Below are 12,025 nucleotides of genomic sequence, written 5' to 3' on the forward strand. Positions count from 1 at the left end.
CCGGCTTGGCGCCCCGCCCCGCGCCATGGCCTCAGCGCGACAGATAATCCTCCGCCATCGCCGCCTCGATGCCGGCATGACGGGCCTTCACCGAGCCGATGAAGGCCGGGTGGGTGATGACATAGAGCTTGCCGGTGAGGATCGCGTCCACGGTCATCTCGCCGACGGTCAACGGGTCGAGCCAGAAACCCGGCGCCGTTGGCGGCAGGGCGCCGGGGGGCGGCGTTTCGTCCCGGTGGCGGAAGGGCGTATCCACCTGAAACTCCGCCGGGCGGTGCTGCTCGGTCTCCTCGATATTGGTGCGCACCGGGCCGGGGCACACCACCGTGGCGCCGATCGCGCCGCCGCCCATGCTGCTGCCCTTGGCATCCAGCTCCAGCTTGAGATGCTCGGTCATGGAAATGACCGCCGCCTTGGTCGGCGCGTAAACGCCGCGCGTGGCCCGCGCCTGCATGATCGCCCCCTGCGAGGCGGTGTTGACGATATGCCCGCCCAGCCCATGCGCCTTGATGCGCGGCAGGCCCGAAACGAGGCCGTTGACCACGCCCATCAGATTGACGCCGATGGCCCAGTCCCAATCCGCATACGTCGCTTCATCGACCGGGCCCTGGATGCCGATGCCGGCGTTGTTGATGAGAATCTGCAGCGGGCCGAGCGCGGCCTCGGCCTCGTCCAGCGCGGCAGCAAAGGCAGTGCGGTCGCGCACGTCAAGCTGGAGCGCACGGAAGCGATCCGCCCAGCCCTCGTCTGCCGCGACCTGAGCGGCCTGCGCCAGATGATCGGCGCGCACATCGCACACCGCGATCTTGGCGCCCTGCGCCGCCAGCGCGCGCGCCATGCCAAGGCCGATGCCGCTCGCACCGCCGGTGATGAAGGCCATCGTGCCTGCTACTGTCTTCATGCCTCTCCTCGCCTCGTGGCTACCACTCTTATTATGGGGATTTATAACCAATGACCGTGGACCTCTATCATGGCGAGCCGGCGTCCAACAGCCTGAAGGTCTTGCAGGCCATTCATGAGAAAGGCGTGCCCTTCACCAGCCATTACATCAACCTGATGAAGTTCGAGCAGCATGCGCCGGCCTATGTCGCGATCAACCCAGCCGGACAGGTGCCGACGCTGGTGCACGACGGCCGGGTGCTGACGGAATCGACAGTCATCAACGAATATATCGACGACGCCTTCGATGGCCCGCCGCTCAAGCCGGCCGATCCCTATCTGCAGGGGCAGATGCGCATCTGGACCAAATATGTCGATGAGGTGTTCCGCCCGTCCCTCTCCTTCCTCGCCTGGCATCGGGTGATCCCCGGCATGGCCAAGGCGCTGCCCGAGGGCGAGTTCGAGGCGCGACTCAAGCGCATCCCGCTCAAGGAAAAGCGCGACAAATGGGAGCTGGCGGCCAAGGGCGGCTTTTCCGAGCGGGAGCTTGAGGGCTGGCGCGCCAATCTGGAGGACGTGACCGACCGGGTGGAAAGCGCGCTCGCAGGCCATGACTGGCTGGTCGGCGGCATGTTCACGCTGGCGGACATTGCCGTCTTCGCCATGGCCGTCTCCATGCCGCGCAGCTACCCCGATCTGTGGAACGAAACCCGCACGCCGCAGGCCATGGCGTGGATGGCGCGGATGAAGGCTCGCCCGGGCGTGGCGGCAGCGCTGGCGATGCCGGACCACACCGGCATGGTCTCCCGCAAGGATTGAAGGCACGCCGCCGCCTCTTCTGCTGCGGGTCACTGTGCCTTTTCGCACATTTTTCTATCGCGAAAGTTCCCGTTAGGCTCCGGTTAAGCTAATTCATGCATGAGAGCGATGGCCTTGTCCGTCAGCCCGGCCTTCCCGGCCGTTTTCGTGCTGCAGCGATACCGGATTGCCCCGGCTGACGGACAAGCGATCTCCCCCTGACCAACCGAAGCGCAGGCGATCAGGGCTCCAGAACGCAGCCCGAATAGCCCGGCAGATCGCCCTGTCCTGCGCCGCCGACCTGCATCAATGGCGCCGCCAGACCGAGCCGCTTGGGCCAAGGCGCAGGCTCATCCCCCAGATTGAACAGGCAAAGCCGGCGCTCTTCGCCAAAGCGCCGCTCGAACAGCAGCACCTGCTCATCGACCTGCAGAAAGCGGATCGCGCCCCAGCGCAAAGCCGGTTGATCCTTGCGGAAGGCGAACAGCGCGCGGGTGAGGTGGAGCAAGGATCCCTCCTCTGCCTCCTGCTTGTCGACAGCCAGGGTCGGATGGTCAGCCCCCACCGGCAGCCACGGCTTTGCGCTTGAAAAGCCGGCATGAGGCGCGTCCCCCGTCCACGGCATCGGCGTGCGGGCGCCGTCGCGGCTGAGGGTCAGCGGCCAGTTGGCGATGGCCTCGGGATCCTGCAAATCCTCGAACGCCACATCCACCTGCGTCAGCCCCAGTTCCTCGCCCTGATAGAGGAAGATGTTGCCGCGCAGGCAGGTGAGCAGCAGCAGTTTCATCGCCGCGAACCGCGCCCGCGTCTCGGCGCCTGCCTCGTCCGGTAGCCAGCGGGTGACGGCGCGGGGCGCATCATGGTTCTCGAATGCCCAACTCGGCCAGCCCATGCCGGCGCGGTCCGGCCACTGGCCGATCGCATCCGCCACCACGCGCGGGGTCAGCGCGTCGGCATAGAGAAAATCGAAGCCGTAGCTGGTGTTCAGCCGGTTCTCGCCGCTGGTGTAGAGCTTCATCTCGCGCAGGGCCTCGTCCCCGCCGATCTCGGCGACCGTGAACCGGTCATCATAGCTGTCCATCAGCGCGCGGACCCGTTCGATAAAGCGCGGAATATGCCGGTGCCCCTGATTGTAGCGCCGCTGCTGATAGTCGAACGGCCGCGTGCGCTGCCCGGCCTGGTTCGGGTGCGGCGGATTGGGGCGCAGGCGCGGATCGTGCATCAGAAAATTGAGCGCATCCAGCCGGAAGCCATCGACGCCGCGGTCCAGCCAGAAGCGCGAAACATCGAGCAAGGCCTGCTGGACCTGCGGATGATGCCCGTTGAGCTGCGGCTGCTCGCGCAGGAAATTGTGGAAATAATATTGCCGCCGGCGGGCATCCCACGTCCAGGCCGGCCCGCCAAACACGCTCTGCCAGTTCGATGGCGGCGCACCGTCGGGCTTGGGATCGGCCCAAACATACCATCCGGCATGCTCGCCCTGCCGATCGGCTCGGCTGGCCTGGAACCAGGGGTGGCGATCAGAGGTATGGGCAAAGACCTGATCGATGATCACCCGCAGTCCCAGCTCATGGGCGCGGGCCAGCAGGGCGTCAAAATCGGCGAGGGTGCCGAAGATCGGGTCGACACCGCAATAATCGGCGACGTCGTACCCGAAATCCCGCATCGGCGAGGTGAAGAAGGGCGAGAGCCAGATGGCGTCCACGCCCAGGCTGGCGACATGATCCAGATGCGCGGTGATCCCTGGTAAATCACCGATGCCGTCGTTGTTGGAATCGGCAAAGCTGCGCGGATAGATCTGGTAGATCGTCGCGCCCTGCCACCAGGGCAGCGTCTCGGGCGCGCGCTGGCTGACGGGAAGGCTGGCGGCGGCAGGCTGGTGATTCTCGCTCATCCGCGCCAAACTGCATGGGAAGTTGGGCGCTGGCAATTGCGTCGGGTAGCCATCAGCCTGCAAGCCACCCGGAACGAGGGACGAATGCGAACAAGAGCCGGGATTTGCGCCAAAAAGAAGCGCTATGCCACCGAAGCGGACGCCCGCGCGGTGGCGCTCCGTGCAACGATTACGCTCCGTCCCTATCGCTGCGCCCTCTGCCGCCAATATCACCTCACTAGCCGGACGAAGGGGATGCGAGTGCTGAAAGTCGTCGAATGAAGGCGGTCAGTGCTCGCTGAGGAATAGCCGCAAATCCCTCATTTGCCTTTCGCCCTCATCCGTTTAGGCTCCGGACAAAATCAACGGGAGAGAGCGATGCGGTTTCAGGACAAGGTGGTGCTCGTCATTGGCGGCAACAGCGGGATCGGGCGTGCTGCTGCGCAAGGATTTGCTGCCGAGGGTGCACATGTGTTCCTCACCGGGCGGTCGCAGGCGACCATCGATGAGACCGTTGCGGCGATTCCCGGCGCACAGGGCTTCCAGGCGGATATCGCGCAGATCGACAGCAACGATGCCGTGCTGGATGCCATCCGCGCGGCGCATGGGCGGATCGACATATTGTTCGTGAATGCCGGGATCGGCGCTTTCGCTCCCGTGGAAGAGGTGACCCCAGCGCAGTGGGACGAGGTGCACAACGTCAATCTGCGCGGTTGCTTCTTTGCCGTTCAAAAGGCCCTGCCGCTGATGGGGCAGACACCGGGCGGCGCCATCGTCATCACCGGCTCGATCGGGTCGGTCGCAGCAGTGCCTGGCAATGCCATGTATGCGGCGGCGAAGGCGGGGCTGCGCGCGGTGGCGCGTACGCTCGCTGCTGAGCTGATCGGGCGGGGCATTCGCGTCAACATGGTCAGCCCCGGCCCCACCGAAACGCCGATCATCAACCGCTCCGGCCTACCACCCGAGGCCGTGGCGGGCATGCGCGCGATGATGACCGACGCCATCCCGATGAAGCGTATGGGCACGCCAGAGGAGATTGCGCGCCCGGTGCTGTTCCTCGCCTCGGACGAAGCCAGCTTCATCACCGGCATCGACCTGTATGTGGACGGCGGCTGCGTCGAGCTTTAGCCTCGGGAGTCGGGCCTTCGAGCAGGATCAGGCCGAGAGATCGACGCTTGCGCTTTCCATCGGCCAGACCGAAGCGGCGGTTCCGTTCCTATCTTTGCGCCCTGCCCCGTGGAGCCGGGCCAGGAGGAAGCGCCCAAATCCCCAGCTGCCAAGGCCAGACGCCGCGTTGATATGGCCGACCGCGCCGGCATCGGCAAGGCGGCTGCCCCAGAACTGGGCGAGACGCCTTGCCCGGTGGTACTGGATGTACGGATCATCACGGCTCGCCACCAAAATCGAGGGGAAAGGCAATGGCGCGCGCGAGGCTGGGGCGAACGGCTCCAGCCGCTCATCCAGCGGCGCCAGATCCAGTTCGGGCGGCGCAACAAGCAGCGCGCCGACAACCGGATAGCCGAAGTCCGGCCGCTCCATCGCAGCCCAGGCAGCGACGGCGTGGCACCCCAGACTGTGCGCCGCCAGAATGACCGGCCGGCCCGCGCTGCGGATCGCCAGATTGAGCTTGCTCACCCAATGGGTCCGGTTGGGCCGCGCCCAATTACCGAGGTCGGCGCGGACGCACTCCTCGCTCTCACGCTCCCAAATGCTCTGCCAATGGGCGGGACCGCTTCCGTCCAATCCCGGCACGGTGAGGACCAGCGGGGTCGACGATGTGGATATGACATGATCCATGATCAAAACTCCTGTTCTCAGGGCAGATCAGTCGGCTCGGTCTACGTCCCGATCATCTCACGGTATAATGTCTAACGTTTAAGTTGACAATGTGATTGCGGTGGAGCGTGCGCCGATGCGGCCACGTGGTTCCCCCAAGAACGATGCCGTTACCGATTAAACCGGCAGTCCCACATAATTCTCGGCGATGCTGGTCTGCGCGGCGACGCTGCCGGCAATATAATCCAGTTCGGCAACCTGCATGGCACGCTCGAAGGGGCCATCTTCGGGGAAGCGGTGCATGAGGCGCGTCAGCGACCAGCTGAACCGCTCGGCCTTCCAGACGCGGGCCAGGGCCTTGTCCGAATAGCCGGCGACGGCATCAGCATCGCCCCGCTTGAGGAAGGCGGTGAGCGCTGAGGCGGCATAATGCACGTCGCTGGCGGCAAGGTTGAGACCCTTGGCGCCGGTGGGCGGCACGATATGGGCGCTGTCGCCGCAGAGCAGCAGGCTGCCATGGCGCATCGGCGCGAAGACGAAGGAGCGCAGTGGCGCGATGGACTTCTCCAACGCCGGGCCCCGGGTGATGTGCGCGGCGGCATCCGGCCCGAGGCGGATCGCCAGCTCGTCCCACACGCGCTCATCCGGCCAATCCTCGATCTTCTCGGTCAGCGGCACGTCGACATAATAGCGGCTGCGCGTCTCGCTGCGCATGGAGGCCAGCGCGAAGCCACGCTCGTGATTGGCGTAGATCAACTCGTGATTGCAGGGCGGCACATCGGCGAGGATACCGAGCCAGCCGAAGGGATATTCCCGCTCATAGGACTGGCCGGCGCTGGCCGGGATCGCCTGACGGCTGGGGCCATGATAGCCATCGCAACCGACGATGATGCGCGCATCCACGCGGTGTTCGCGACCGTCCTTGCTATAGGTAACATAAGGCGTGTCGCTCTCGATCTCGTGCAGGGCGACATCGGCAGCGCCGTAGACGACCTCCAGCCCGCGCTCGCCGCAGGCATCCATGAGATCCTTGGTCAGCTCGGTCTGGCCGTAGACGACGACATGGCCGCCGGTGAGCTTGGCGATATCGATGCGGATCAGCCGCTCGCCATCGGCCAGGTTGAAGCCATCGTGCACAAGGCCCTCGGCCTTCAGCCGCGCATTGAGGCCAAGTCGTTCCATCAACTCGACGGTGACGCGCTCCAGCACGCCGGCGCGGATGCGGCCGAGCACATAGTCCGGCGTCTGGCGCTCCAGCACGATACAGTCGATGCCCTCAGCCCGCAGCAGATGCCCCAGCAGTAGACCCGCCGGCCCAGCGCCAATGATGCACACCTGTGTCATTCCCATCCTCCTCGCAGACTCTTGGCCGCATATCCACATGGCGACGCGCAATTGGGAAGGGACAGTTGCGACAAGCTCTGGTATTTTCCGGACATGACCGCCCTCCCCCATCCCCAACGCCATTCCCGCGCAGCGATCGTCCCAGCTTACGATCTCTATGGCGAAGACAAGGCGCCACGGCGCGAGGACTTTTTCCACGCCGAGACGATTGCCGTGCGCAGCCGGCGCTATGACTGGGAAATCGCACCCCACACCCATGCAGCGCTCACCCAGATGCTGTGTGTGGCGCGGGGTGAGGTGCGGCTGCATCTTGCGGGGGAGGATCGGCGGGAGGCAGGTCCTTTGCTGGTCTGCGCGCCGAACGGAATTGTGCATGGCTTCGGCTTCTCGCCCGATGTCGAGGGATTTGTCGTGACGGCCTCACAGGATTTTGTGGACAGTCTCACGCGGCAGGATGCGCTGGGGCAACATCTCCGGACGCCGGCGATCCTGCGACCGGACGCAGCGCTGACCGCGCGTCTGGAGGCGCTGGGCACCGCGCTGGTCGAGGCCGAGCAGGACCGGTTCGCACCCAATGGCCAGCGGCTGCATCATGCGCTTGCCGAAGCCTGGCTACGCACGACCCTTGCTGCCGGTGCGCCGCTAGATGCCGCGCGGTCCACCCTGGCCGAGCGGTTTCGCGTAATGGTCGAGGCCACTTATCGCGAGCATCGACCGATAGAGCATTATGCGCAGCGGCTGCATTGCACGGTCCGCACGCTCTCGCGCCAGACGCAGGCCAGCTTCGGCATGACGCCGCTGCAGATGATCAACCGCCGGCTGCTGTTTGAAGCGCGGCGGTTGCTGCGCTTCACCAATGCCGGTTGCGGCGAGGTGGCGGCGGAACTGGGCTTTGACGACCCGTCCTATTTCTCGCGCTTCTACAAGCGGATGACCGGACGGGCACCGGGCCTGGAGAAACGGCGCGAGAACGTGTGAGGCGCTGCCGCGTCAGGCGGCGGCCCGCTCCGCCCCACTCTCCTGTCGCGCCAGCTTCTCGACCAGACGATTGAACAGGGTCACGCCGCGATCGTGCACGGTGGGCATCACTTGCACCTCTTCCGTGTCATCGATCACGTGCTGCTGGGCCTCGATCATCACCTTGTCCTCGGCGAAGGCCTGATCGGCCATGCGCATCAAAACGTCGCGCAGCGCCTCGTCACCATGGCTGCGATGCGGCCCCCAGGAGAAGAAATAGCGCGCGCTCTTGTCGCGCATCGGCGTCACGGCCTGGCTGGTGAAGGTGACGCCGCTCACCGCCTGCGACAGGTCCGGCTGGCCATAGTCGCAAGCCTTGGCGGTGCCGAGCGGGAAGACGCCGCCGGTCATCAGCAGGACCCCGGGAATGAGGAAATCATAGCTCATGAAACTGTCCATCGGCTCGGGACTGCGGCGCGAGGCCGATCCGATGGCGTTCTCCGTCCAGCGCTCATAGCGGATTCCCCGCTCCAGCGGCGTAATCCGGGCCGGCGTCGCGGCAAATTGCGGCCCGGAGCCGAAGCTCTCTGCATGGACGAACGTCAGATGGCTGAAATCGAGCAGATTGTCATTGATGAGGCGCGCTTCCGCCGCATAATCGAGATGGCCTTGGCCGAGGATGTAATCGGGATGGTCCAGCCCCACGGCCGGCGGGATCAGCCGCTCATCGGCCGCGTCGACATCGCCCATCCAGACCCACAGCCAGCTATGGCGATCCACCACGGCATAGCGGCGCACGCGGGCCTGCGGCGGGATCTGCGCCTGGCCGGGGATCTCGACGACCTGCCCGTCTGCATCGAACAGCAGGCCATGATACATGCAGCGCAGCCGCTCGCCTTCGCAGCGGCCCAGCGAAAGCGGCGCGAGGCGGTGGACGCAGCGATCTTCCAATGCGTGGAGCGCGCCGGACGCCGTGCGCCAGAGGACGATCCGCTCGCCGAGGATCGAGATGGCGAAGGGCTTCTCCGCCTCCAGTTCATGCGACCATCCCGCGACATACCAGGCATTGCGAACATAGGCCATGACAGGCGCCTCTCCAGTTTCAACCACTGCACGCAAATTGACTTAACGGTGTTAAGGAGTCAATGATCCTCTATGGCTTCCACCATCTCCGTCCCGCTGGATATCGAGCGCTTGCTGCACGCGGCATTTGCACAGCTGGAGGCCGACGGGCTGGACGCGCTCAGCATGCGCAAGCTGGCCGCGCGCCTCAATGTGCAAGCCCCGGCGATCTATTGGCACGTCAAGGACAAGGCCGAGTTGCTGGGTCTGATGGCCCGCCGCATTCATGGCCGGGCTTATGCGGACGTTACCCACGCCGAGGACTGGCGCGACTGGCTGCGACAGTTCGGGCGGGCGCTGCGGCGCAGTTTCCTTGCCCATCGCGATGGCGCGCTGCTCTGTGCAGTGTCTCGCCCGCCGGCGGAGGCCGATCCAGCGGTCCACGCGCACCGCATCGCCGCGCCGCTATTGGCGCTGGGCCTGCCACAGCAGCATGCCCTTGCCCGGCAGGCCGCAGTCATTTCCTTCGTGCTGGGATGGTCGGCCTTCGAGGCGAACGGGCCGATGCACAGTTTCCTCGATCGCATATTGGACTTTGAAGGGAGCTTCGAGCCGGGGCTGGATGCGCTCGTGGCGGGCTTCCCGGAGGTTGCGAGCGAGGCTTAGCCGGCAAGCCAGCGCGACAAGCGGCTCTGCGGATCGCTCATGAGGCTATGCGGCTCGCCCTGCTCCACGATCTCACCATCCAGCACCAGCGCGACCTCATCGGCGGCATCGGCGGCATCGCGGACATCATGGGACACGAGAATGATGGGAATGTCCGAGCGGGCGCGCAATTCGACCAGCAGGCGATGCAGCGCCCGGCGGGTCGGGTGGTCCACGGCAGAGAATGGCTCATCGAGCAGCAGCACCTGCGGATCGCGCGCGAGCGCCCGCGCCAGCGCTACGCGCTGTTGCTGTCCGCCGGAGAGTTCACGGGGGCGCCGGTCCTCAAGCCCTTCGAGATGGACCTGCGCCAGCAGCGCATCCGCCCGCCCCTGCCGCTGCGTCGCGGGGATATCCAGCAACGCTTCCATCACATTCTGCCGCGCGCTCATGTGCGGGAACAGAGCGTAGGATTGGAACACGAAGCCGACATGCCGGTCCCGCGCGCGCACCTGCACGCCGGCGTGCGTATCCAGCCAGCATTGGCCGTTGACGCTGATCCGCCCGGTAGCAGGCGTCAGCAACCCCGCAATCGCGCGCAGGATAGAGGTTTTCCCCGCGCCCGAAGGACCGACGAGCGCCAAGGTCCGTCCACGCGCCAGAGTGAGTGCCACGTCCAGCGCGATGGGCGCATGATGGCGCAGATGCAGGGTCACGCCCTCGCCGCTCGCCTCAGCCATGTCGGCGCCCCCTCTGGCCCAGCAGGAAGACAAGGCTGACCGCCACCAGCGAGACCGCCATCAGCAGCAGCGCCATCTCATTGGCCGAGCCCATGTCGAACGCCTGCACGCGATCATAGAGCGAGAGCGCCAGCGTGCGCGTCTTGCCGGGGATTGATCCGCCGACCATCAGCACCACGCCGAATTCGCCCAGCGTATGAGCGAAGGTCAGTACGGCCCCGGTGAGAATGCCCGGCCAGGCGAGCGGCAGTTCGATCCGCCACAGGCTGCGCCAGAGCGAATGACCGCATGTCGCTGCGGCATCGCGCAGATCGGCATCGATGCTCTCGAAAGCCCGCTGCACCGGCTGCACGGCAAAGGGGAGATTGACCAGCACGGATGCGAGCAGGATCGCCTCGAAGCTGAAGGCCAGCCCACTGCCGAACAGCGCCGTCCATACCCGCCCCGCCCAGCTTTGCGGCCCCATGGCGGAAAGCAGGTAAAAGCCGATCACCGTCGGCGGCAGCACCAGCGGCAGCGTCACCAGCGCCTCGATCACCGCCCGCCCGCGAAAGCGCGCCAGCGCCAGCCAGCGCCCGAGCACCAGCGCCAGCGGCAGCAGGATCGCGACGGTGAGTGCCCCGAGCAGGAGCGAAAGATTGAGCGCTTGCCAGTCCATCGCCGATCAGGGTTTTCCGGCCGGCAGGGTGAAGCCGTATTTGGCGAAGATCGCCTTGGCCGCGGGCTCGGCCAGATAGGCATAGAAGCGCTCGGCCACCGGCCCCGCCGTCTTCATCAGCACCATGCGCTGGCGCAGCGGGGTGTGCCAGTTGGCGGGGATCAGAACATAGGCCGCCCTCCCCTTCACGGCAGGATCGAGCACCAGCGAATGCGCGACGATGCCGCCCTGCGCCCCGCCTTCCGTGGCGAACTGGAGCGCCTGCGACACATTTTCCCCCAGCACGAGCTTATCCTGAAGCGGCTTCCACAGGCCGGCATGATCCAGCGCCTCCTGCGCGCGGCGACCATAAGGCGCATGTTCGGGATTGGCGATGGCAAAGCGGCTGATGTCCCCGCGCGCCAGCGCCTCACGCAGACCGGCAAGCTGCGAATCGAGCCTGAGCGGCGAGCCCTTAGGCGCGATCAGCGCCAGGCGCCCGATGGCGTAGAGCCGGCCTTCGTCGCGAGTTTTGCCGGCCTGGACGAGCTGCGTCACATAGCTTTCATCGGCGGAAAGGAAGAGCTCGAACGGCGCGCCCTGCTGTAATTGCCGCGTGAGATTCCCCGAGGCACCGAAGTTGAGCACGACCTTCTCACCGGTCTCCTTCTCGAACGCTGCCGCCGCATCGGTCAGCGCGAGGCGCAGGTCAGCCGCAGCCGCGATCTGCGGCGCCGGCTCGGGCTTGCCGCACGAGACCAGCGCCAGCAGGCCGAGCAGCACGGCGCAACGGCGCAGCAGATGAGTCATGAGGTCCGCCCTTCGATCGATGTATGACATTGCGCACATCGACGTCTGCGGGGCGCTGTGTCAAGTGTCCTGCATGCGCAAGAGGCGCGCGGAGGAGGTCGGCAAAGCGTGAGTGAGGACGGCGGAACGACGCTGAAGATCAAGGCGCAGGTCATCGCCGACGGTGTGATCGCCATCGGGCCGGGCAAGGCGCAGCTGCTCGCGGAGATCGCGCGAACAGGGTCAATCGCGGCGGCAGGTCGGGCGATCGGAACCAGCTATCGCCGCACCCGCGACATGGTCGATATTCTCAACACAGGATGGGGCGCCCCGCTGATCGAAACCGCCAAGGGCGGCGCCAGCGGCGGCGGATCGCGCCTCACCGATCACGGTCGGGCAGTCCTGGAAGCCTATCGGCAGCTCGAAACCGCGGTGCAGGCGGCCGGAAGGGCCCATGCGCAAGACCTCATCGATCTGATGAACGGCCCCGCGAGGAAATGAACCGGGCGCAGCAAGATGCCGCGC

General features: G+C 65.9%; 13 protein-coding genes. 5 read left to right on the forward strand and 8 right to left on the reverse strand.

Features of this window, described 5'->3' with window-relative positions; translation table 11 throughout:
* Nucleotides 1-31: 31 nt before the first annotated feature.
* Complete coding sequence (locus tag M2333_RS07580; protein WP_264611352.1) at nt 32-901, reverse strand: SDR family NAD(P)-dependent oxidoreductase; 870 nt, start codon at nt 899-901, stop codon at nt 32-34.
* 50 nt (nt 902-951) lie between these two features.
* Between M2333_RS07580 and M2333_RS07585 the strand changes: the two genes are divergently transcribed.
* Complete coding sequence (locus tag M2333_RS07585; protein WP_264576111.1) at nt 952-1,698, forward strand: glutathione S-transferase family protein; 747 nt, start codon at nt 952-954, stop codon at nt 1,696-1,698.
* 220 nt (nt 1,699-1,918) lie between these two features.
* On the opposite strand, the gene M2333_RS07590 is transcribed toward M2333_RS07585, so the two are convergent.
* A complete protein-coding gene (locus M2333_RS07590; RefSeq protein ID WP_264611353.1) occupies nt 1,919-3,571 on the reverse strand; it encodes an alpha-amylase family glycosyl hydrolase in 1,653 nt (550 codons plus the stop codon).
* Between the two features lie 357 nt (nt 3,572-3,928).
* Here M2333_RS07590 and M2333_RS07595 point away from each other — a divergent pair, with 357 nt between their 5' ends.
* Nucleotides 3,929-4,678, forward strand: coding sequence for an SDR family NAD(P)-dependent oxidoreductase (locus M2333_RS07595; RefSeq protein ID WP_264611354.1), 750 nt, complete (start codon nt 3,929-3,931; stop codon nt 4,676-4,678).
* Nucleotides 4,679-4,705: 27 nt separating this feature from the next.
* Here M2333_RS07595 and M2333_RS07600 read toward each other — a convergent pair whose 3' ends face one another.
* Nucleotides 4,706-5,347 (reverse strand): RBBP9/YdeN family alpha/beta hydrolase, encoded by a 642-nt coding sequence (locus tag M2333_RS07600; protein WP_264611355.1) that lies wholly within the window; start codon nt 5,345-5,347, stop codon nt 4,706-4,708.
* Nucleotides 5,348-5,503: 156 nt separating this feature from the next.
* Nucleotides 5,504-6,676: a 4-hydroxybenzoate 3-monooxygenase gene (gene pobA / locus M2333_RS07605; RefSeq protein ID WP_264611356.1), complete on the reverse strand. Its 1,173-nt coding sequence runs from the start codon at nt 6,674-6,676 to the stop codon at nt 5,504-5,506.
* Between the two features lie 15 nt (nt 6,677-6,691).
* Between pobA and M2333_RS07610 the strand changes: the two genes are divergently transcribed.
* Complete coding sequence (locus tag M2333_RS07610; RefSeq protein WP_264611357.1) at nt 6,692-7,648, forward strand: helix-turn-helix domain-containing protein; 957 nt, start codon at nt 6,692-6,694, stop codon at nt 7,646-7,648.
* Nucleotides 7,649-7,660: 12 nt separating this feature from the next.
* Here the strand turns inward: M2333_RS07610 and M2333_RS07615 are convergent, their stop codons facing one another.
* A complete protein-coding gene (locus M2333_RS07615; protein WP_264611358.1) occupies nt 7,661-8,710 on the reverse strand; it encodes an aromatic ring-hydroxylating dioxygenase subunit alpha in 1,050 nt (349 codons plus the stop codon).
* A 72-nt stretch (nt 8,711-8,782) separates the two neighbouring features.
* Here M2333_RS07615 and M2333_RS07620 point away from each other — a divergent pair, with 72 nt between their 5' ends.
* Nucleotides 8,783-9,355: a TetR family transcriptional regulator gene (locus M2333_RS07620; RefSeq protein ID WP_264611359.1), complete on the forward strand. Its 573-nt coding sequence runs from the start codon at nt 8,783-8,785 to the stop codon at nt 9,353-9,355.
* On the opposite strand, the gene M2333_RS07625 is transcribed toward M2333_RS07620, so the two are convergent.
* The 3 genes from M2333_RS07625 to modA are packed head-to-tail and all read right to left on the reverse strand — an operon-like array spanning nt 9,352 to nt 11,521.
* Complete coding sequence (locus tag M2333_RS07625) at nt 9,352-10,074, reverse strand: ABC transporter ATP-binding protein (protein ID WP_264611360.1); 723 nt, start codon at nt 10,072-10,074, stop codon at nt 9,352-9,354. The two genes, M2333_RS07620 and M2333_RS07625, sit on opposite strands and share 4 nt — an antisense overlap.
* Entirely contained in the window at nt 10,067-10,732 is a 666-nt protein-coding gene (gene modB / locus M2333_RS07630; protein WP_264611361.1) for a molybdate ABC transporter permease subunit, read from the reverse strand. Before modB ends, M2333_RS07625 begins: the two co-directional genes overlap by 8 nt.
* Nucleotides 10,733-10,738: 6 nt before the next feature.
* Nucleotides 10,739-11,521 carry a molybdate ABC transporter substrate-binding protein gene (gene modA / locus M2333_RS07635; RefSeq protein WP_264611362.1) on the reverse strand — a complete coding sequence of 261 codons (783 nt, stop codon included), beginning with the start codon at nt 11,519-11,521 and terminating at the stop codon, nt 10,739-10,741.
* Nucleotides 11,522-11,629: 108 nt separating this feature from the next.
* Between modA and M2333_RS07640 the strand changes: the two genes are divergently transcribed.
* Nucleotides 11,630-12,001, forward strand: coding sequence for a winged helix-turn-helix domain-containing protein (locus M2333_RS07640; protein WP_264611363.1), 372 nt, complete (start codon nt 11,630-11,632; stop codon nt 11,999-12,001).
* Nucleotides 12,002-12,025 lie beyond the last annotated feature (24 nt).

Source organism: Sphingobium sp. B11D3B, from assembly GCF_025961735.1.
GTDB lineage: Bacteria > Pseudomonadota > Alphaproteobacteria > Sphingomonadales > Sphingomonadaceae > Sphingobium.